Raw genomic sequence first — 19991 nt, forward strand, 5'->3', positions numbered from 1 at the left:
CTACGCTTGAGCCAGAATTCGACCCATCCACCGATATGAGAAGGCGCAATGAAACCGATTTTCCTGGCTTTGGCACTCCTCGCCACTGGCGTCCACGCGGCCGAAGACACCGACAGCACCCCGTGTGATGGCATCGAAAACGACAAACAGACCCTGGAATGCGCCTCCTACAACAAAACCACCGCCGAGCAGTTGTTGAAAGACAACTATCAAGGCCTGCTGGAACGCATGGGTTCTACCTACGGCAGCGACAAGACCAAACTGGCGGACATTACCGCTCGTCTGAAGGATGCCCAGCAGAAGTGGGAAAAACTGCGGGATGCCGATTGCGCGGTGGACACCTTCCCGGCAGTTACCGGCACCAAGGCCTACGCCATTGCGCAGAATGACTGCCTGGCGCGGATGAGTGATGAGCGGTCGGAGTTTTTGGAGTCGATTGGCCAGGAATAAGCGACAATCGCGCGCATCCTTTCCTCTGAACCAAGGCTACCCATGACTCTGTGCGGCATCGAAATCAAAGGCAGCGAAGCCATCATCGCCGTTGCCGCCCCGGACCTGACCCACGTCACCATGGCCACCAAGAAAATCGCCCTTGAGGACGATGACGAGGCTGCCAACGTCAAAGCCTTCGCCAGCCAAGTGGCCGCGTTTGTGCGCGATAACGGCATCACCCGCATCGCGATCAAGAAGCGCAGCAAGAAAGGCGAATTCGCCGGCGGCCCGACCACGTTCAAGATCGAAGGCGTGTTGCAGTTGCTGGACGGCGTTGAAGTGACCCTGCTGTCGCCGCAGACCATCAATGCGCAGTACAAGAAGCACAACTTCGAACTGCCGGCGACGCTGAACAAGTATCAGCATGAAGCCTTTAAAACCGCGTGCTCGGCGTTGGTAAAAAAATAAGCCACCCCATACATCCAATGTGGGAGCTGGCTTGCCTGCGATAGCCATGAGTATCTACACAACTCTCTGATACTTCTGGGCTCTGGGTTTTGGGCTGATGTAGGGGGCATATCCATTGCTGCGGTCACGGCGGCCATGGGTTCCGCCCTTACGGCGGCTCACTTTTGAACAGCGCAAAAGTAAGCAAAACGCTCTTGCCCCACCACTCGGTGCCTCGCCTAGGCTCGGCATGCCCGCAGTCAGGCATTGCTCCGTGGGCCCGCCGCGATCGGCCATCCATGGCCGTGTCGCGGCTACCCCGGCATCCTGCCGGGGTGCCCACTGCGCAATACCTGCCTGCGGCCATCGTGGTTTAACGGGGCGCCTAAGATCAAAAGCCAGATCAACAGCAACGCCAGAGCGCGAAGCTGCATTCCCCTGTGGGAGCGGGCTTGCTCGCGAATGCGGTGTATCAGTCAATATATCCATCACTGACCCAGCGCATTCGCGAGCAAGCCCGCTCCCACAGGGGTACGCGCACGATTCGACGATCAGGTCGGCTGTCAGGCCGCCTCGCTTTGCTTGTGATTTTGATCTTAGCGCCCCGTTGAACCACGCTGGCCGTCATCCGATATTGATTTTGGGAGTAAACCGGCAGGACGCCGGTTTAGCCGCGCTGGGCCATGGATGGCCCATCGCGGCGACTCCCAAAATCAATGTCGGATGACGGGCACACCGAGCCTAGGCGAGGTGCCGAGTGGTGGGGCATGAGCGTTTTGCTTACTTTTGCGCTGTTCAAAAGTGAGCCGCTGTAAAAGCCAGCCCTTTCAAGGTCTTTGATAAAATCCCCCAAAACGCCAGTCAGGGGAACGAAATCGATGTGGGCAGAAGTTCTAGCGCGGTTTGAGAAAAAAGCACCGGCCAGTGTCATGACCAAAGTGATATTGGAACAGGCTGTTCCTGCTGAATGGGTCGATCAGGTGTTCGAAGAACATCGTCAGCGGCAGTACCCACGCGAGCTTTTGTTTTCAACCATTGTTGAACTGATGTCCCTTGTTTCATTGGGCTTGCGACCTTCTCTGCATGCCGCCGCGCGGCAGATGGAAGACCTTCCTGTTAGCTTGGCGGCGCTGTATGACAAGGTCAGCCGCACAGAGCCTGCGCTGCTGCGCGCCCTGGTCACCGGGAGCGCAGAGCGCTTGGCCCCGACGATAAAAGAGCTGGGGCACTCAGCCATTTTGCCTGGCTGGCAATTAAGGGTCGTTGACGGTAACCACCTGCCTTCCAGCGAAAAGCGCCTGGGCGCTTTGCGCAGGGAACGGGGCGCCGCCCGGCCTGGTTTTTCCGTTGTGGTTTACGACCCCGATCTGGACCAGGTCGTCGATCTTCAGCCTTGTGAAGATGCCTATGCCAGCGAACGCGTCAGCGTGCTGCCATTGCTGGAAAAAGCCAGTGCGGGACAACTGTGGATGGCTGATCGACTCTACTGCACACTCCCGGTCATGGGGGCCTGTGAAGATACCGGGGCCTCGTTCATCATCCGCGAACAGAGCAAACATCCACGTCTGCTTAAGGAAGGCGATTGGCAGGAGCCTATCGCGGTTGCGGCAGGCAGCGTGCGCGAGCAAATCATCGAAGTAAAAGGTGGTTGCCAGTGGCGGCGAGTCGAACTGAAGCTGCAAAAACCCACCGAATCCGGCGACACCACGCTGCTGTTCTGGAGCAACTTGCCTGACTCTATCAGTGCCGAGCAAATCGCCGATTTGTACCGCCGTCGCTGGAGTATCGAAGGGATGTTCCAGCGCCTGGAAGCGGTGTTGGACAGTGAAATCGAAACCTTGGGCAACCCCAAAGCAGCCCTGTTGGGGTTTGCGTCGGCCGTGTTGGCTTACAACGTTTTGGCGGTGCTCAAACGCAGCGTTGAGCAGGCTCATCGCCAGATCCTGCCCGACGATTGGGAAGCATCGATTTTCCACCTGACGGTACAGGTACGCAGCGGATATGAAGGCATGCAGATTGCCTTGCCGCCAGAGCCCTTATCGATCCCAATTCCTGAAGCAGGATTGGCTCCGTACTTACTGACGCTGGCGAAAAACGTCCTACCTAAAGCGGTCGCCAAGAGCAAACGGGGGCCAAAGGTGCCTAAACCCAAAGAGTGGCTGGAAGGCAAAGCCGCGAATGCTCACGTGTCGACGGATCGGGTACTCAAGGCAGCTAAGCTCAAAAGACCTTGAAAGGGCTGGCTGTAAAAGCGGAACCCATACCCGCCGCGACCGCGGCAACGGATATGTACACATACCCAGAAGAGCGGGTCGTGTAGATACTCATGCTGCGATAGCGGTGTATCAGTTGGCAGATAAGTTGCTGACCCACAGCGATCGCAGGCAAGCCCCACATTTTGTGTCGGCGTATGCCCTACCGCCGCCGATCCTCCCGTGGGCACTTGGCAAACCGCGCCCGGTAGCTTCGGGTGAAGTACGACGGTGACTCAAACCCGCAGGCAATGCTCACTTCCAGCACGCTCATGCCGCTCTGGCGCAGCAGTTTGCGGGCTTTTTCCAGGCGCAGGCCTAGGTAGAAGGTGCTCGGTGTTTCGTTCAGGTGCAGGCGAAACAGACGCTCCAGTTGGCGCCGTGTGACCTTGATCATCTGCGCCAGCGCCAGGGTGCTCAGGGGCGGTTCGGTGTGTTGTTCCATCTCGCCGATCACCTGCACCAGCTTCTGGTTGTTGATCCCGTAGCGAGTGGCGATCTGCATGCGCTGGTGGTCTTTGCGCGGGCGGATGCGGCCCAGCACGAACTGTTCGGAGACCTGGATCGCCAGTTCCGGGCCGTGGGCCTGGCTGATCAGGTCAAGCATCAAGTCGATGGAGGCGGTGCCACCGGCGCAGGTGATGCGCCGACGGTCGATTTCGAACAGTTCCTGGGTCACGGCCAGCGCGGGATAGGACTCCTTGAAGGCATCGATGGCTTCCCAGTGCAGGGTCAGACGGTAGCCATCGAGCAGGCCGGCCTGGGCCAGGACGAAGCTGCCGGTGTCGATGGCGCCCAGAGGCACACCGTCATGATCGAGGCGGCGCAGCCAGTGCTCCAGGGCTGGCGTGACGAACTCCAGCGGTTCGAAGCCGGCGACCACCAGCAAAGTCGCGCCCTTTTTCAGTGGCGCCAGCCCCTCGTCCGCGTTGACGGACATGCCATTGCTCGCCAGCACCGCGCCGCCGTCCGCACTCAATACGTGCCAGCGATACAACTCGCCGCGAAAACGGTTGGCCACGCGCAGCGGTTCGATGGCAGAGATAAAGCCGATGGCGGAAAACCCCGGCATCAGCAGAAAGTAGAAATCCTGGGACATGGTGCGCACTCGTGGGACGGGTAGCGTGGTCACTGTGATACGTCAGTTCCAACGCCCATTCAAGGGCACAGGTCGCCACAGTGCAAGATCGGGTCGCCGCCGTGCGTTTTACCGGGCATCAAGGTGGGTAACTTGGCGACACGGTGCACAAAGACGCCGGAACCCACAATAACGACCTGCCGAGGGATCCATCATGAACCGACTGATCAGCCGCTGCGTGCTCGCGCTCAGCGCCGTCCTGAGCACCAGCCTGTGGGCCGCCGATGCCGCCTCCTGTAAAAACGTGCGCATGGGTGTAGTGAACTGGACCGATGTGATCGCCACCAGCGCCATGACCCAGGTGCTGCTCGACGGCCTCGGCTACACCACCAAGCAAACCAGTGCTTCCCAGCAAATCATCTTCTCCGGCATTCGCGACCAGCGCCTGGACCTGTTCCTCGGCTATTGGAACCCGTTGATGACCCAGACCATCACCCCGTTCGTCGACGCCGGCCAAGTGAAAGTCCTCGACACGCCCAGCCTCAAGGACGCCCGCGCCACCCTCGCAGTGCCGACCTACCTGGCCGACAAGGGCCTGAAAACCTTCGCCGACATCGCCAATTTCCACAAAGAACTGGGCGGCAAGATCTACGGCATCGAGCCGGGCTCGGGGGCCAACACCCAGATCAAGGCGATGATTGCCAAGAACCAGTTCGACCTGGGCAAGTTCCAGCTGGTGGAGTCCAGCGAGGCCGGCATGCTCGCCGCCGTGGACCGCGCCGTGCGCCGCAAGGAGGCGGTGGTGTTCTTCGGCTGGGCGCCGCACCCGATGAACGTCAATGTGCAGATGACCTATCTGTCGGGCAGCGAGGACGCCCTGGGCCCCAACGAAGGCATGGCCACGGTCTGGACCGTCACCACGCCGACCTACGCCGAGCAGTGCCCGAATGTGCATAAGTTGCTGACCAACCTGACCTTCACCGCCGCCGACGAGAGCCGGATGATGCAGCCGCTGCTGGAGCACAAGGATGCCTTGGAATCCGCCAAACAGTGGCTCAAGGATCACCCCCAGGACCAGCAGCGCTGGCTGGAAGGCGTGACGACCTTCGATGGCAAGCCGGCGGCCGCCAACCTGCAATTGACCAGCAAGTAACTTCTCCTGAATCCCCGTTTCGCGGCCATCAACGGCCGCGAACAGCACCCTCACGCCTGTAAGGAACCCGCCCCATGAACCACGACGTCATCATCACCTGCGCACTCACCGGTGCTGGCGACACGACCGCCAGAAGCCCACACGTGCCGGTCACGCCCAAGCAAATCGCCGCGGCGGCGGTGGAGGCTGCCAAAGCCGGCGCCACCGTGGTGCACTGCCATGTGCGCGACCCGCAAACCGGCAAGTTCAGCCGCGACGTAGCGTTGTACCGCGAAGTGATGGAGCGCATCCGCGAGGCGGATATCGACATCATCGTCAACCTCACCGCCGGCATGGGTGGCGACCTGGAAATCGGTGGCGGCGAGACTCCCATGGAGTTCGGCCCCAACACCGACCTGGTCGGCCCGTTGACCCGCCTGGCCCACGTCGAAGAACTGCTGCCGGAAATCTGCACCCTGGACTGCGGCACCCTGAACTTCGGCGATGGCGACACCATTTACGTCTCCACCCCGGCCCAGTTGCGGGCAGGCGCCAAGCGTATCCAGGAACTGGGGGTGAAGGCCGAGCTGGAGATTTTCGATACCGGCCACCTGTGGTTCGCCAAGCAGATGATCAAGGAAGGCCTGCTCGACAACCCGTTGTTCCAGCTGTGCCTGGGCATCCCCTGGGGCGCCCCGGCCGACACCACCACCATGAAGGCCATGGTCGACAACCTGCCGGCTGATGCGGTGTGGGCCGGCTTCGGGATTGGGCGCATGCAGATGCCGATGGCGGCGCAAGCCGTGCTGCTGGGCGGCAATGTGCGGGTCGGGCTGGAAGACAACCTGTGGTTGGACAAGGGCGTACTGGCGACCAATGGGCAACTGGTGGAGCGCGCCGGGGAAATCCTCAGCCGCCTGGGCGCGCGAGTGCTGACCCCGGCAGAAGGCCGCATAAAAATGGGCCTGACCAAACGCAGCTGATCCCCCTGCCGCAACCCGCTCAAAAATGTAGGAGCTGGCTTGCCTGCGATAGCGGTGCATCAGTTGACATATGGCACTGACCCACCGCTATCGCAGGCAAGCCAGCTCCCACAATGAACCTCTTTAGCACTGGAAATTACCCAAATGAGCTTTATCACCGAGATCAAAACCTTCGCCGCCCTGGGCAGCGGTGTCATCGGCAGTGGCTGGGTGGCCCGCGCCCTCGCCCACGGCCTGGATGTGGTGGCCTGGGACCCTGCGCCCGGGGCCGAAGCGGCTTTGCGCAAACGTGTCGCCAATGCCTGGGACGCCCTGGAAAAACAGGGCCTGGCACCGGGCGCCAGCCAGGACCGCCTGCGGTTTGTCGCGACCATCGAAGAATGCGTGCAAGACGCCGACTTCATCCAGGAAAGCGCCCCGGAACGCCTGGAGCTGAAACTGGAATTGCACAGCAAGATCAGTGCGGCGGCCAAGCCCGACGCGCTGATCGGCTCCAGCACCTCGGGCCTGCTGCCCAGTGAGTTTTATGAGAGCGCCACCCACCCGCAGCGCTGCGTGGTCGGTCACCCGTTCAACCCGGTGTACCTGCTGCCGCTGGTAGAAGTTGTGGGCGGCAAACACACCGCACCCGAAGCAATCCAGGCAGCCATCAAAGTCTACGAGTCCCTCGGCATGCGCCCCTTGCATGTGCGCAAGGAAGTGCCGGGGTTTATCGCCGACCGCTTGCTCGAAGCGCTGTGGCGCGAGGCGCTGCACCTGGTCAACGACGGTGTGGCGACCACCGGCGAGATCGACGATGCGATCCGCTTTGGCGCCGGTTTGCGCTGGTCGTTCATGGGCACGTTCCTGACCTACACCCTGGCCGGCGGCGATGCCGGCATGCGGCATTTCATGGCGCAATTCGGCCCGGCACTGCAACTGCCGTGGACGTACCTGCCGGCACCGGAACTGACGGACAAACTGATTGATGATGTGGTCGATGGCACCCGCGAGCAGTTGGGCAGCCATAGCATTTCAGCGCTGGAGCGCTATCGTGATGATTGTTTGCTGGCGGTACTGGAAGCGGTGAAGACCACCAAGGCCAAACACGGCATGAGCTTCACTGAATAACCCTGTGGGAGCGGGCTTGCTCGCGAAAGCGATGCATCAGCACCGAATGCACCAACTGACACACCGCTTTCGCGAGCAAGCCCGCTCCCACATTTTGACTGCGTACACCTTGGGATTCATGACATGCCAACGTTGACCACCTACACCACCAAAATCATCCCCGACTGGGTCGATTACAACGGCCATCTGCGCGATGCGTTCTACCTGCTGATCTTCAGCTACGCCACCGATGCGTTGATGGACACCCTGGGCCTGGACAGCGACAACCGCGAAGCCAGCGGCCATTCGTTGTTCACCCTGGAACTGCACCTCAATTACCTGCACGAAGTGAAGCTGGGCGCCGATGTTGAAGTGCACACCCAACTGATCGCCCATGACAGCAAGCGCCTGCATCTCTATCACAGCCTGCATCGGGTCGGCGAAGCACGGGAACTGGCGGGCAATGAACAGATGCTGCTGCATGTCGACCTGGCCGGGCCACGCTCGGCACCGTTCAGCGAGGCGGTTGCGCAGCGGTTGGCGATGCTCAGCGCCGAGCAAGCAGACCTGCCCCGGCCTGCCCTGCTCGGACGCGTCATCGGCCTGCCCCAACGCTAACCGTGTAGGAGCGAGCTTGCTCGCGAAGAACGTCAACGATAACGCGCGCTGCCTGGTTAGACGCGGCGTCCTTGAGTTTTTCGCGAGCAAGCTCGCGCCTACAAAAAAGCAGGCATAAAAAAGCCCCGATCAAGCCGTGACAAGATCGAGGCAGAGTGCTTTGTGTGAGCGTGCGTCCCGAGGGTGACCAAACCGTCAAACCGCTTGCTTGAACCTAAGTGTGCCCGCAACGCTGCCCGGTAACTGGCCCGAAAACGACCTGTTCATAGTCGTCCCAGCCATTGCAGCATTCAGGCCTTGCCGACCCGCTGGCGGCCCACCAGAATCAAACCTGATTGAAGTCTTTCTTAACCAGGATGAACATCATGATGCACGCGGATTTGATTGATCAGGATGACCTGTTGAGCCAACTGCGCTCCCTGGGTTTCGAGGTGCCCAACGGCGCCACCGCCGAGCAGGCCTGTGAATGCGCGGTACGCGGCTTGAGTGAAGCGCGGGCCAAGGCGCTCAAGGGCATGGTTGAGCAGATGTACACCGGCAGCGCGACGATTCTGCCGGCGGTGCGCCAGGCGATTGATAAGCAGTTGTTCCCGGCCCTGGTGCAGTTCAAGCAGAACTCCGGGGCCTGATACACCGCATTCGCGAGCAAGCCCGCTCCCACATTTGACTGCATTTCAAAGGTGGAACTCGGTCAAATGTGGGAGCGGGCTTGCTCGCGAATACAGACGCCTCGGTCTACAGCCTTACACTGGCAAACGTCGACTCATTGCGCGCCTGGCTCAACGCCGACATCGGCCCGGCCAACGGTGACAACACCAACGCCTGCGGGATCGGCATCATCGCCACTTGCTGGGTGGTGTTGGAACCTACGCGTTCATCCCGTGGCGGAATGCCGAAGTATTCGCGGTAGCACTTGGAGAAGTGCGGCGTGGACACAAACCCGCACACCGAGGCTACTTCGATGATCGACATCGGCGTTTGCTTGAGCAACTGCCGCGCACGAATCAGGCGCAGCTTGAGGTAGTAGCGCGACGGCGAGCAGTGCAGGTATTTCTGGAACAGCCGCTCCAGCTGACGCCGCGAGACGGCGACGTACACGGCCAGTTCATCGAGGTCGATCGGCTCCTCCAGGTTGGCTTCCATCAGCGCGACAATTTCCTGCAGCTTCGGCTGGTTGGTGCCGAGCATGTGCTTGAGCGGCACGCGCTGGTGATCCTGTTCGTTGCGGATGCGCTCGTACACGAACATCTCGGAAATCGCCGCCGACAGTTCACGGCCGTGGTCGCGGCTGATCAGGTGCAGCATCATGTCCAGCGGCGCGGTGCCGCCCGAACTGGTGAAGCGATTGCGGTCGAGGGTAAACAAGCGCGTGCTCATCGACACCCGTGGGAAGGCTTCCTGCATGGATGCCAGGCATTCCCAGTGCACGCTGCAGTCAAATCCGTCGAGCAGGCCGGCGCAGGCCAGGGCCCAGCTACCGGTGCACACCGCGCCGAGGCGACGGGACTGGCGCGCCTGGCTTTGCAGCCACGACACATGTTCGCGGGTCACGGTGCGCTGGATACCCACGCCACCGCAAACAATCACGGTGTCCAGGGCTGGGGCTTTGTGCATGGAGCAATCGGGGGTGATTTGCAGGCCATCGCTGGCCCATACCTGGTTGCCGTCGACGCTCAAGGTGGTCCAGCGATACAGCTCGCGGCCGGACAATTGGTTGGCCATGCGCAGCGGTTCGACTGCGGACGCCAGGGAAATCAGCGTGAAATTGTCCAGCAGCAAAAAGCCGATGGATTGAGGCGCACGGTTCTGGGGTTGGGCCCCGGAGTTGAACGACGTCATCGCGGTATCTCCTCACACAAAGCGGGTGATGGCCTCAGGCGAGGCTCTTGTTATTGCACTCTTCATCCATCAGGAGAGAGGCTTTGGATTGATAGAGCAAATGCCATGCCTAAACTTGAATAGGCATTCAATAAATCCTAAAAACGACCTGTGAGGTGTCTATATAAGCCCCCGCCCGGCGTGAGGATATGACGTGGAAAAAGCCTACGTTCAAGGTCTGTGAGCAGATCGGTAGCACTTGTGGGAAGGCGCTTTCAGGACGTAGGAAACGGGTGTCACCACACGCACGGGCGACGGGTGGCAGGCGGGAATATCGTTTGGGAGCTACTTATCTGTTTGCGACGCGCTAAAAGGCAGCGCTTTTGGCGGGGGTGTTCACTTTATGAGCAGCGGTGTTTGAACTACCGCCATCGCGGGTAAGCCCACTCCCACATTTGAATGTATTCACAAATCACTTTTGTGGGAGCTGGCTTGCCTGCGATGCAGGCGACTCGGTCTCAGCATTCGACGGCACTCACCGCCAACCCACCCCGCGATGTTTCCTTGTACTTGTCATGCATGTCCGCGCCGGTATCGCGCATGGTGCGGATCACCCGGTCCAGGGAGATAAAGTGCTGGCCGTCGCCACGCAAGGCCATCTGCGCCGCGTTGATCGCCTTGACCGCCGCAATCGCGTTGCGCTCGATGCACGGCACTTGCACCAGGCCACCCACCGGGTCGCAGGTCAGGCCCAGGTTGTGTTCCAGGCCGATTTCGGCGGCGTTGCACACCTGCTCCGGGGTTGCGCCAAGAATCTCGGCAAGCCCCGCCGCGGCCATGGCGCAGGCCGAGCCGACTTCACCCTGGCAACCCACTTCGGCACCGGAGATCGAAGCGTTCTTTTTACACAGGATGCCGATGGCCGCCGCACCGAGGAAGTAGTCCACCACGTTGGCCTCGGTGACTTGCTCACTGAACTTCATGAAGTAGTGCAGCACCGCCGGAATGATCCCCGCCGCGCCATTGGTCGGTGCGGTGACCATGCGCCCACCGGCGGCATTTTCTTCGTTGACGGCCAGGGCGAACAGGTTGACCCATTCCATGGCGCTCAAGGTCGAGCCGATCACATTCGGCTTGCCCAATTCCTGCAGGCTGCGGTGCAACTTGGCAGCGCGGCGGCGCACATTCAGGCCGCCGGGCAGGATGCCTTCGTGCTTGAGGCCCTGCTCAACGCAGTCCTGCATGGCGCGCCAGAGCTTCATCAGGCCACTGCGGATTTCTTCCTCCGAGCGCCAGACCTTTTCGTTGGCCAGCATCAATTCGGCAACGCGCAGATTGTGGGTGTTACACAACTGCAACAGCTCCACCGCGCTGGAAAAATCATAGGGCAACTCGGTGCGGTCCATATCGGCCACGCCGCTGCGCGCCTGGGCTTCATCCACCACAAAACCGCCCCCCACCGAATAGTAGGTATCGCGATGCAATTCGGTCTGGGCGCCGTAGACCACCAGGGTCATGGCATTGGGATGGAACGGCAGGTTCTCGTCGATCAGGCGCATGTCCCGCGACCATACAAAGGGCACCGGCACGCGGTTGTCCAGCAGCAGCGTCTGCGTCTGGCGCAGGGTCTCGATGCGCAGGCCGATCTGCGACGGATCAATCGCGTCCGGCCATTCGCCCATCAGCCCCATGATCACCGCGTTGTCGCTGCCATGGCCGATGCCGGTGGCCGACAGCGAGCCATACAGCTGAACTTCGACGCGCTGCACCTGTTCCAAAAGAGCACGCTCACGCAGGTTTTGCACAAACAACGCCGCGGCACGCATGGGGCCGACGGTGTGGGAACTGGACGGCCCGATGCCAATCTTGAACAGGTCGAAAACGCTGATAGCCATTGCGCGAAACTCCTCGATAGCACAGTCCAGGCGCAATAACGCCTGTTGGCGGAGCTGCTACGCTCAAGTCGCCCAGATGGCCGCATCATCAAGCTTTCGCTGCGCCGTCCGGCGTCTCACACCGACATACCCATGCTCACCAGCGTCGTCCCCGCGCAATGGGGCGTAATCGCCGTTTTTGGCGGTGCAGATCGAGAAAAAGTGCAGTTTTGCCTGTGGAAAAACCTGTAAGCGACGTCACCGACACTGGATACGACCATCCCTGTACTGGATACGACGCACCCTGTAGGCGTCAGATTTTCACTGGTACATGATCAGTCTCGACTCGTTTGCAAGGCACCAAGGCGGCACCTAGCTCGCACGCCCCAACTGCAACACTTATAAGCGCGGTCAAGCACCGCCGGAAAAACACCAGGAGTCCAAACCCATGAAAGGTTCCCCCCCGTTGTTGTTGGCCGCCATGCTGAGTCTTCCCCTTGCGGCTCACGCTGCTGATCCCGAGCAGTGCAGTACCGTCAACTTCTCCGATGTCGGCTGGACCGATATCACCGTCACTACCGCCACCACCAGCGAGATCCTCAAGGGCCTGGGCTACAAGCCCCGCACCACGATGATTTCCGTACCCGTGACCTACAAGTCCCTGGCCGACGGCAAGAACATGGATATCTTCCTCGGCAACTGGATGCCGACCATGGAGAACGACATCAAGCAGTACCGTGATGCCGGCACCGTGGAAACCGTGCGCGCCAACCTGGAAAACGCCAAGTACACCCTGGCAGTGCCACAAGCGCTGTACGACAAGGGCCTGAAAGACTTCGCCGATATCACCAAATTCAAGGACGAACTGGATGGCAAGATCTACGGCATCGAGCCTGGCAATGACGGCAACCGCACCATTCAGACACTGATCGACAAGGACGCCTTTGGCTTGAAATCGGCCGGTTTCAAGATCGTCGAATCCAGCGAAGCCGGAATGCTTTCCCAGGTCGAACGTGCCAGCAAACGCGACAAGGCCATCGTGTTCCTCGGCTGGGAACCGCATCCGATGAACACGCGCTTCAAGATGAAATACCTGACCGGGGGTGACGATTCGTTCGGCCCCAACTACGGCCAGGCCACCATCTACACCAACACCCGCAAGGGCTACTCCGAGGAATGCAGCAACGTGGGCCAGTTGCTGAAAAACCTGGTGTTCACCCTGGACATGGAAAGCACCCTGATGGGTAACGTCCTCGACGACAAAATCAAACCCGATGCCGCCGCCAAGGCCTGGCTGAAGAAAAACCCACAAGTACTCGACACCTGGCTCGCCGGGGTCACCACCCTTGATGGCAAACCAGGACTTGCCGCCGTAAAAGCCTATCTCGACAAGTAATCGCTGACCCTGGGCCGGCGTGCCGGCCCAGGATGTTTTCCCTCTTCGCATGTGGACATTCACTACCATGCTGACTGAACAGAAAATCCCCCTAGGCCAGTACATCGCTGCCTTCGTCGAATGGTTGACGCAGAACGGCGCCGATTATTTCGACGCGATCGCATCGACACTGGAAACGATGATCCACGGCGTGACGTTCGCGCTGACCTGGTTCAATCCGCTGGCATTGATCGGTCTGATTGCGCTGCTTGCACACTACATTCAACGTAAATGGGGGCTGACTGTTTTTGTCATCGTCTCCTTCCTGTTGATCCTCAACCTGGGGTACTGGCAGGAAACCATGGAGACCCTGGCCCAGGTGCTGTTCGCCACCCTGGTTTGCGTGTTGATCGGCGTGCCGCTGGGCATCGTTGCCGCGCACAAACCGATGTTCTACACGATGATGCGCCCGGTGCTCGACCTGATGCAGACCGTGCCGACCTTCGTCTACCTGATCCCGACCCTGACCCTTTTCGGGCTGGGGGTGGTACCCGGGCTGATCTCCACGGTGGTGTTCGCGATCGCCGCGCCAATCCGCCTGACCTACCTGGGCATCCGCGATGTACCGCAAGAACTGATGGATGCCGGCAAGGCCTTTGGCTGCTCGCGCCGCCAACTGCTCTCGCGCATCGAACTGCCCCACGCCATGCCGAGCATTGCTGCCGGTATTACCCAATGCATCATGCTGTCGTTGTCGATGGTGGTGATCGCGGCCCTGGTGGGCGCCGACGGCCTCGGCAAACCCGTGGTCAACGCGCTGAACACCGCCGACATTTCCCTGGGCTTTGAAGCGGGCCTGGCGATTGTGCTGCTGGCCATCATGCTCGACCGTATCTGCAAACAACCCGATGCCAAAGTAGGGGGTGATGCATGAGCATTATCCGATTCGACAATGTCGATGTGATCTTCTCCAAAGACCCACGCGAAGCCCTCAAGCTGTTGGACGAGGGGATGCACCGCAACGAAATCCTGAAAAAGACCGGGCAGATTGTCGGCGTTGAAAAAGCCAGCCTGGATATCGAGAAAGGCGAGATCTGCGTGTTGATGGGCCTGTCCGGTTCCGGCAAGTCGAGCCTGTTGCGCTGTATCAACGGCCTTAACACCGTGAGCCGTGGCCAGTTGTTTGTAGAGCATGAAGGTCGCCAGATCGACATCGCTTCGTGCACGCCGGCAGAGCTGAAAATGATGCGCACCAAGCGCATCGCCATGGTGTTCCAGAAGTTCGCCCTGATGCCTTGGCTGACTGTGCGCGAAAACATCAGCTTTGGCCTGGAGATGCAGGGTCGCCCCGAGAAGGAGCGGCGCAAGCTGGTGGACGAAAAGCTCGAACTGGTCGGCCTGACCCAATGGCGCAACAAGAAACCCGACGAACTCTCAGGCGGTATGCAGCAGCGCGTCGGCCTGGCCCGCGCCCTGGCGATGGACGCCGACATCCTGTTGATGGACGAACCGTTCTCGGCCCTCGACCCGCTGATCCGCCAGGGCCTGCAGGACGAATTGCTGGAGCTGCAACGCAAGCTGAGCAAGACCATCGTGTTCGTCAGCCACGACCTCGACGAGGCACTCAAGCTGGGCAGCCGTATCGCGATCATGAAAGACGGCAAGATCATCCAGTACAGCGTGCCGGAAGAGATCGTGCTGAACCCGGCGGATGACTATGTGCGCACGTTCGTCGCCCATACCAACCCGCTCAACGTTTTGTGCGGCCGCAGCCTGATGCGCACCCTGGACAACTGCAAGCGGGTCAACGGTTCGGTATGCCTGGATCCGGGCGGCGACTCGTGGCTGGACCTGGCCGAAGGCAACACCATCCAGGGCGCGCGGCAAAATGGCGTAGCGATGAACCTGCAGAACTGGGCGCCGGGCCAAGCCGTGGAAGGCCTGGGGCGGTTGCCGACGTTGGTGGATTCGAATATCGGCATGCGTGATGCGTTGCAGATTCGCTACCAGACCGGCAACAAGCTGGTGCTGCACGACAACAACAAGGTGGTGGGGATTCTGGGGGACAGCGAGCTGTACCACGCCCTGCTGGGCAAGAACCTGGGCTGAAGACCCAACTGAAGGAACTGGATCAATGTAGGAGCGAGCTTGCTCGCGAAAAACTCACAGGCACCGGGTTCCTCCAGGAAACACGCGTTATCGTTGACGTTTTTCGCGAGCAAGCTCGCTCCTACATTTGACCGCATTGCCAAGTTTGAACAGGCGGTGTCAGTGACGACACCGCCGGCTTTTATCAGCTATAGACACGGCCAAGGAGCTGCCGATGGCTTTCAAACTGATCGAGCACATCCCGGGTGATCTGTTCCTGGGTGAAGCCCATCAGGTCGTATTCCTGACCGCCGTTGTGCAGGTAGACCTCGGCGCGGTAGTAGCGCGCACGCTCCTCGTGCGCTTCGATCGACTCACTCGGCGCCGCCAGGTAGCCATCCAGGCTCACCTCGTAGACAAACGGGTTGCCTTCCATCTCGATCCGCACGCCAATGCAGCGCTTGGATTTACCCAACAGTGTCTGCACATCCAGCCCCTGGGCGCGCAACGCCACGGCCGCTTCTTCCAGCGCCGGGGTGACTTTCTTGTCCATGAAACGCTGCACCACAGCCTGGCTCGGTTGCAGGTCCTGGGCAGTCAGGCGCTCGCTGAAACCACGACGGCCGCGTTCGGCCAATTGCGCCTGCTCCTGTTCGATGGCCACGTCCTGGCGCATGGCCTTGTGCAAACCGAACATAAAGAAGATCAGCACCACCGAGAACGGCAAGCCCGCCAGCACCACCATGGTCTGCATGGCTTCGAAGTTACCGGCAAACAGCAAACCGATGGTCACCAGGGTGATCACCGCCGACCAGAAGATCCGCAGCCAGTGCGGCGCATCCTCATCCACGTTGCCGCCTTTGCACGACAGGTTGGCCATCATCACCGCGCCGGAATCCGCCGGCGTCAGGAACAGCACAAAGCCGACAAAGATCGACACGCCGATCACCACTTTCGACGCCGGGTAGTATTCCAGCAACTGGTAGATCGCCATGGAGGGTTGCTCCAGCGCGGTCTTGCCCAGCTCCACGGCCCCATGGTTGAGGACCAGGTCCAGGGCCGAGTTGCCGAAGATCGACAGCCACGCCAGGGTAAAGCCCAGCGGAATCAGCAGTACGCCCGCCACCAGTTCACGTACGGTACGGCCACGGGAAATACGCGCGATGAACATGCCCACGAATGGCGCCCAGGAAATCCACCAGGCCCAGTAGAACAGGGTCCACAGGCCCATCCAGCGCTCGGATTTCTCGCCATCGCCTTCGTACACGTACAGGTCGAAGGTCTTGAGCACCAGGCCGTTCATGTAGTCGCCGATGTTCTGCACAAAGCCGTTGAGCAAGTGCAGGGTAGGGCCAAACAGCAGCACAAAAATCAACAGGCCGCTGAACAACACAATGTTGAGGTTGGACAGACGGCGAATGCCGTTCTCCACGCCCGACACGGCAGCGATGGTCGCCACGGTGCTCATCACGATGATCACGATCAGCAGGTTGGTGTTGCTGTGCTCCATGCCGAACAGGTTTTCCAACCCGGACGACACTTGCATCGAACCAATCCCCAGGTTCGTCACCAGGCCCAGCAGGGTCACGAACATGCCGAAGCCGTCCACCGCGTGACCGGCCGCGCCTTTGACCCAGCGCTCGCCCATCAATGGGTACAGCGCCGAACGCAGCGCCAGCGGCTGGTTATGCCGGTAGGCAAAGTACGCCACGGCCAGGCCGACCAGCGCATAGATCGCCCAGCCATGCAGGCCCCAGTGCAGGAAGGTCAACTGCAACGCCTGGCGCGCGGCCATATGGGTGGCGGCGGCGCCTTCAGGCGGGTTGAAGTAGTGGTCCAACGGCTCGGACGCGCCGAAGTACAGCAACGAAATGCCGATGCCCGAAGAGAACAACATGCCGGCCCAGGCGCCGTAGCTGAAGTCTGGAGTGTCGGCCTTGCTGCCCAGCTTCAATTTGCCGTAGGAGGAAAACGCCAGGCCCACCACGAATACCAGGTAGGCGGCGATGACCACCATGTAGTACCAGCCAAAGCTTTTCGAGAGCCAGGTCTGGGCGACTCCCAGCATTCTGCCGGCCTCTTGCGGGGCGATGATCAGAACGGCGGTCAACAACAGGATCAACGCGGTGGAGGTGTAGAACACCCAACCGTTGACCCGCACCTTTTCCGGTGGGGTCTTTATAAGAGAGGCAGAACTCATGGCACAGAGGCTCCGGGCAGTGCGAGAGAGGACACAAGGCAGCGCTTGACCCGCGCCATCGATTTTTCGGCAGTCGACGGACGGGTGTTATAAAGACATCCCGAAAAACCCCGAACCCCAGCGAAGCGCTGTGACGGGCTGTTTCAGGGGTTTTTACGGATGTCAGATGTGCCTGCCGACACGTAGGAAATACCTGTAGGCAGCGACCATTTGTCGCAGATCTTATTCTTTGTTGATTGAACGTTCAATCAAAACAAAATAGACTGGCCCTCAAGCCGACGAACGTTTACGCCCGTCGGCAGGCCTAAGGAGAGGTGCTACATGCCCAAGGTCGGTATGCAACCCATACGCCGCCAGCAGTTGATCGAAGCCACATTGACGGCCATCGATCAGGTTGGGATGGGAGATGCCAGCATTGCGCTGATCGCCCGTCTGGCCGGAGTTTCGAACGGCATCATCAGTCACTACTTTCAGGACAAGAATGGCCTGATCGCCGCAACGATGCGGTACCTGATGAATGTGCTGATCGAGAACGTCCACGAACGCAGGCTTGCGCTGAAGGACGACAGCCCACGGGCGCACCTTCGGGTGATCATCGAGGGCAACTTCGACGCCAGCCAGGTCAACGGACCGGCAATGAAAACCTGGCTGGCCTTCTGGGCCACCAGCATGCACCACCCGTCTTTGCACAGGTTGCAGCGGATCAACGATCAACGTCTGTATTCCAACCTGTGCTGCCAGTTCCGCCGAGTGCTACCGCTGCCGCACGCACGCAAAGCAGCCCGAGGCCTGGCGGCCCTGATCGACGGCTTGTGGTTGCGCGGCGCCCTGTCGGGAGACGCTTTCGACACGGAGCAGGCGCAACGGATCGCTTACGAATACATGGATTTCCAATTGGCCAAGCAGGTGAGTTAGAGCACACATAAACGCTCAACCCCTGAACGGCTACTGAGTGGGCTGCGCCCCTCAGTGGTTAACGCCAACCACTTATGCACTTGCGAGGACTTTATGGCCCGTTTCGAACTGCAAAAACTCTACATTGACGGCGGCTACAGCGACGCTGGCAGCGATGCCACCTTCGAAGCCATCAACCCGGCTAACGGTGAAGTTCTCGCCAACGTGCAACGCGCCACTTTCGAAGACGTCGAGCGTGCCGTGGTCAGCGCCGAAAAGGGCCAGAAAATCTGGGCCGCGATGACTGCCATGGAGCGTTCGCGCATCCTGCGTCGCGCCGTGGAAATCCTGCGCGAGCGCAACGATGAACTGGCTGCCCTGGAAACCCTGGACACCGGTAAATCCTTCTCCGAAACCAAGTACGTCGACATCGTCACCGGTGCCGACGTGCTGGAATACTACGCCGGCCTGGTGCCTGCCATCGAAGGCGAGCAGATCCCGCTGCGCACCACCTCCTTCGTCTACACCCGCCGCGAGCCGCTGGGCGTGGTCGCCGGCATCGGCGCGTGGAACTACCCGATCCAGATCGCCCTGTGGAAGTCCGCCCCAGCCCTGGCTGCCGGCAACGCAATGATCTTCAAGCCAAGTGAAGTGACGTCGCTGACCACCCTGAAACTGGCCGAGATCTACACCGAAGCCGGCGTTCCGGATGGCGTGTTCAACGTCCTGACCGGCAGCGGCCGTGAAGTCGGCACCTGGCTGACCGAGCACCCGCGCATCGAAAAAATCTCCTTCACCGGCGGCACCGATACCGGCAAGAAGGTCATGGCCAGCGCGTCGAGCTCCTCGCTCAAAGACGTGACCATGGAACTGGGCGGCAAATCCCCGCTGATCATTTTCGACGACGCCGACCTGGATCGTGCCGCCGATACCGCGATGATGGCCAACTTCTACAGCTCCGGCCAGGTCTGCACCAACGGCACTCGCGTGTTTATTCCAAAGCACCTGCAAGCCGCCTTTGAAGCCAAGATCGTCGAGCGTGTAGCGCGCATCCGCGTCGGCAACCCAGAAGACGAAAACACCAACTTCGGCCCGCTGGTCAGCTTCGCCCACATGGAAAGCGTGCTCGGCTACATCGCCAAAGGTAAAGAAGAAGGCGCACGCCTGCTGTGCGGCGGCGACCGTCTGACCGACGGCGACTTCGCCAAGGGCGCGTTCGTGGCACCGACTGTGTTCACTGACTGCACCGACGAAATGACCATCGTGCGTGAAGAAATCTTCGGCCCAGTGATGAGCATCCTCACCTACGAGACTGAAGAAGAAGTGATCCGTCGTGCCAACGACACCGACTTCGGCCTGGCTGCTGGCCTGGTGACCAAGGACTTGAACCGCGCCCACCGCGTGATTCATCAGCTCGAAGCGGGTATCTGCTGGATCAACGCCTGGGGCGAGTCCGACGCCAAGATGCCGGTTGGCGGCTACAAGCAGTCGGGTGTTGGCCGTGAGAACGGGATCAGCTCGCTGAACAACTTCACCCGCATCAAATCGGTACAGGTTGAGCTGGGCGACTACGCCTCGGTGTTCTAAACCCGAGTTCTGTATTGCCTGCGAGGCCGCCATCGCAGGCAAGCCAGCTCCCACATTGGAATGCGTTCCCCTGTGAGAGCGGGCTTGCCCGCGATGGAGCCCGACCTGACCATCTCCAAAGAGG

17 protein-coding genes are annotated in these 19991 nt (G+C 60.3%); 13 read left to right on the top strand and 4 right to left on the bottom strand.

The window, feature by feature from the left end:
• Positions 1-48 precede the first annotated feature (48 nt).
• From C5F71_RS10065 to C5F71_RS10080, 3 genes are all read left to right on the top strand, one after another.
• Positions 49-450, top strand: a complete 402-nt coding sequence (locus tag C5F71_RS10065) for a lysozyme inhibitor LprI family protein (protein ID WP_029296999.1) — start codon at positions 49-51, stop codon at positions 448-450.
• A gap of 42 nt (positions 451-492) precedes the next feature.
• Positions 493-900 carry a DUF3010 family protein gene (locus C5F71_RS10070; protein ID WP_104911054.1) on the top strand — a complete coding sequence of 136 codons (408 nt, stop codon included), beginning with the start codon at positions 493-495 and terminating at the stop codon, positions 898-900.
• A 908-nt stretch (positions 901-1808) separates the two neighbouring features.
• The gene (locus C5F71_RS10080; RefSeq protein WP_104910675.1) at positions 1809-3113 is read left to right on the top strand and encodes an IS4 family transposase; all 1305 of its coding nucleotides are present in this window, start codon (positions 1809-1811) and stop codon (positions 3111-3113) included.
• 181 nt (positions 3114-3294) lie between these two features.
• Here the strand turns inward: C5F71_RS10080 and C5F71_RS10085 are convergent, their stop codons facing one another.
• On the bottom strand, positions 3295-4230 hold the full coding sequence (locus tag C5F71_RS10085; RefSeq protein ID WP_092231006.1) for a GlxA family transcriptional regulator: 936 nt from the start codon (positions 4228-4230) through the stop codon (positions 3295-3297).
• A gap of 193 nt (positions 4231-4423) precedes the next feature.
• Between C5F71_RS10085 and C5F71_RS10090 the strand changes: the two genes are divergently transcribed.
• The 5 genes from C5F71_RS10090 (at position 4424) to C5F71_RS10110 (ending at position 8660) form a co-directional block, all read left to right on the top strand.
• Complete coding sequence (locus C5F71_RS10090) at positions 4424-5362, top strand: choline ABC transporter substrate-binding protein (protein WP_104911055.1); 939 nt, start codon at positions 4424-4426, stop codon at positions 5360-5362.
• 74 nt (positions 5363-5436) lie between these two features.
• Positions 5437-6324: a 3-keto-5-aminohexanoate cleavage protein gene (locus tag C5F71_RS10095; protein WP_029300665.1), complete on the top strand. Its 888-nt coding sequence runs from the start codon at positions 5437-5439 to the stop codon at positions 6322-6324.
• A 144-nt stretch (positions 6325-6468) separates the two neighbouring features.
• On the top strand, positions 6469-7434 hold the full coding sequence (locus C5F71_RS10100) for an L-carnitine dehydrogenase (RefSeq protein ID WP_029300666.1): 966 nt from the start codon (positions 6469-6471) through the stop codon (positions 7432-7434).
• 123 nt (positions 7435-7557) lie between these two features.
• Positions 7558-8031, top strand: coding sequence for a thioesterase family protein (locus C5F71_RS10105; protein ID WP_070993946.1), 474 nt, complete (start codon positions 7558-7560; stop codon positions 8029-8031).
• A gap of 365 nt (positions 8032-8396) precedes the next feature.
• Positions 8397-8660, top strand: a complete 264-nt coding sequence (locus tag C5F71_RS10110; RefSeq protein WP_092231017.1) for a hypothetical protein — start codon at positions 8397-8399, stop codon at positions 8658-8660.
• A gap of 106 nt (positions 8661-8766) precedes the next feature.
• Here the strand turns inward: C5F71_RS10110 and C5F71_RS10120 are convergent, their stop codons facing one another.
• Positions 8767-9870 (bottom strand): GlxA family transcriptional regulator, encoded by a 1104-nt coding sequence (locus tag C5F71_RS10120; RefSeq protein ID WP_029300670.1) that lies wholly within the window; start codon positions 9868-9870, stop codon positions 8767-8769.
• Positions 9871-10367: 497 nt separating this feature from the next.
• Entirely contained in the window at positions 10368-11744 is a 1377-nt protein-coding gene (locus C5F71_RS10125) for an L-serine ammonia-lyase (protein WP_104911057.1), read from the bottom strand.
• 427 nt (positions 11745-12171) lie between these two features.
• On the opposite strand from C5F71_RS10125, the gene C5F71_RS10130 reads away from it, so the two are divergent.
• The 3 genes from C5F71_RS10130 (at position 12172) to choV (ending at position 15207) form a co-directional block, all read left to right on the top strand.
• Positions 12172-13119: a choline ABC transporter substrate-binding protein gene (locus C5F71_RS10130; RefSeq protein ID WP_029300674.1), complete on the top strand. Its 948-nt coding sequence runs from the start codon at positions 12172-12174 to the stop codon at positions 13117-13119.
• A 67-nt stretch (positions 13120-13186) separates the two neighbouring features.
• Positions 13187-14032, top strand: coding sequence for a choline ABC transporter permease subunit (choW, locus tag C5F71_RS10135; protein WP_029300676.1), 846 nt, complete (start codon positions 13187-13189; stop codon positions 14030-14032).
• Positions 14029-15207 (top strand): choline ABC transporter ATP-binding protein, encoded by a 1179-nt coding sequence (gene choV, locus C5F71_RS10140; protein WP_029300678.1) that lies wholly within the window; start codon positions 14029-14031, stop codon positions 15205-15207. The genes choW and choV overlap by 4 nt, the downstream gene beginning before the upstream one ends.
• A gap of 184 nt (positions 15208-15391) precedes the next feature.
• On the opposite strand, the gene C5F71_RS10150 is transcribed toward choV, so the two are convergent.
• Positions 15392-17329 (bottom strand): BCCT family transporter, encoded by a 1938-nt coding sequence (locus C5F71_RS10150; RefSeq protein WP_224791161.1) that lies wholly within the window; start codon positions 17327-17329, stop codon positions 15392-15394.
• Positions 17330-17707: 378 nt separating this feature from the next.
• Here C5F71_RS10150 and betI point away from each other — a divergent pair, with 378 nt between their 5' ends.
• On the top strand, positions 17708-18301 hold the full coding sequence (betI, locus tag C5F71_RS10155; RefSeq protein ID WP_010207128.1) for a transcriptional regulator BetI: 594 nt from the start codon (positions 17708-17710) through the stop codon (positions 18299-18301).
• A 93-nt stretch (positions 18302-18394) separates the two neighbouring features.
• A complete protein-coding gene (betB, locus tag C5F71_RS10160) occupies positions 18395-19867 on the top strand; it encodes a betaine-aldehyde dehydrogenase (protein WP_092231023.1) in 1473 nt (490 codons plus the stop codon).
• Positions 19868-19991 lie beyond the last annotated feature (124 nt).

Source organism: Pseudomonas sp. LG1D9, from assembly GCF_002949995.1.
In the GTDB taxonomy this organism is placed as follows: domain Bacteria; phylum Pseudomonadota; class Gammaproteobacteria; order Pseudomonadales; family Pseudomonadaceae; genus Aquipseudomonas; species Aquipseudomonas proteolytica.

Coding starts and splice junctions, on each gene's coding strand:
- C5F71_RS10070 (WP_104911054.1), top strand. CDS start 493: ATGACTCTGTGCGGCATCGAAATCAAAGGCAGCGAAGCCATCATCGCC.
- betB (WP_092231023.1), top strand. CDS start 18,395: ATGGCCCGTTTCGAACTGCAAAAACTCTACATTGACGGCGGCTACAGC.
- C5F71_RS10095 (WP_029300665.1), top strand. CDS start 5,437: ATGAACCACGACGTCATCATCACCTGCGCACTCACCGGTGCTGGCGAC.
- C5F71_RS10090 (WP_104911055.1), top strand. CDS start 4,424: ATGAACCGACTGATCAGCCGCTGCGTGCTCGCGCTCAGCGCCGTCCTG.
- betI (WP_010207128.1), top strand. CDS start 17,708: ATGCCCAAGGTCGGTATGCAACCCATACGCCGCCAGCAGTTGATCGAA.
- C5F71_RS10125 (WP_104911057.1), bottom strand. CDS start 11,744: ATGGCTATCAGCGTTTTCGACCTGTTCAAGATTGGCATCGGGCCGTCC.
- C5F71_RS10110 (WP_092231017.1), top strand. CDS start 8,397: ATGATGCACGCGGATTTGATTGATCAGGATGACCTGTTGAGCCAACTG.
- C5F71_RS10120 (WP_029300670.1), bottom strand. CDS start 9,870: ATGACGTCGTTCAACTCCGGGGCCCAACCCCAGAACCGTGCGCCTCAA.
- C5F71_RS10100 (WP_029300666.1), top strand. CDS start 6,469: ATGAGCTTTATCACCGAGATCAAAACCTTCGCCGCCCTGGGCAGCGGT.
- choW (WP_029300676.1), top strand. CDS start 13,187: ATGCTGACTGAACAGAAAATCCCCCTAGGCCAGTACATCGCTGCCTTC.
- choV (WP_029300678.1), top strand. CDS start 14,029: ATGAGCATTATCCGATTCGACAATGTCGATGTGATCTTCTCCAAAGAC.
- C5F71_RS10130 (WP_029300674.1), top strand. CDS start 12,172: ATGAAAGGTTCCCCCCCGTTGTTGTTGGCCGCCATGCTGAGTCTTCCC.
- C5F71_RS10080 (WP_104910675.1), top strand. CDS start 1,809: ATGACCAAAGTGATATTGGAACAGGCTGTTCCTGCTGAATGGGTCGAT.
- C5F71_RS10085 (WP_092231006.1), bottom strand. CDS start 4,230: ATGTCCCAGGATTTCTACTTTCTGCTGATGCCGGGGTTTTCCGCCATC.
- C5F71_RS10065 (WP_029296999.1), top strand. CDS start 49: ATGAAACCGATTTTCCTGGCTTTGGCACTCCTCGCCACTGGCGTCCAC.
- C5F71_RS10105 (WP_070993946.1), top strand. CDS start 7,558: ATGCCAACGTTGACCACCTACACCACCAAAATCATCCCCGACTGGGTC.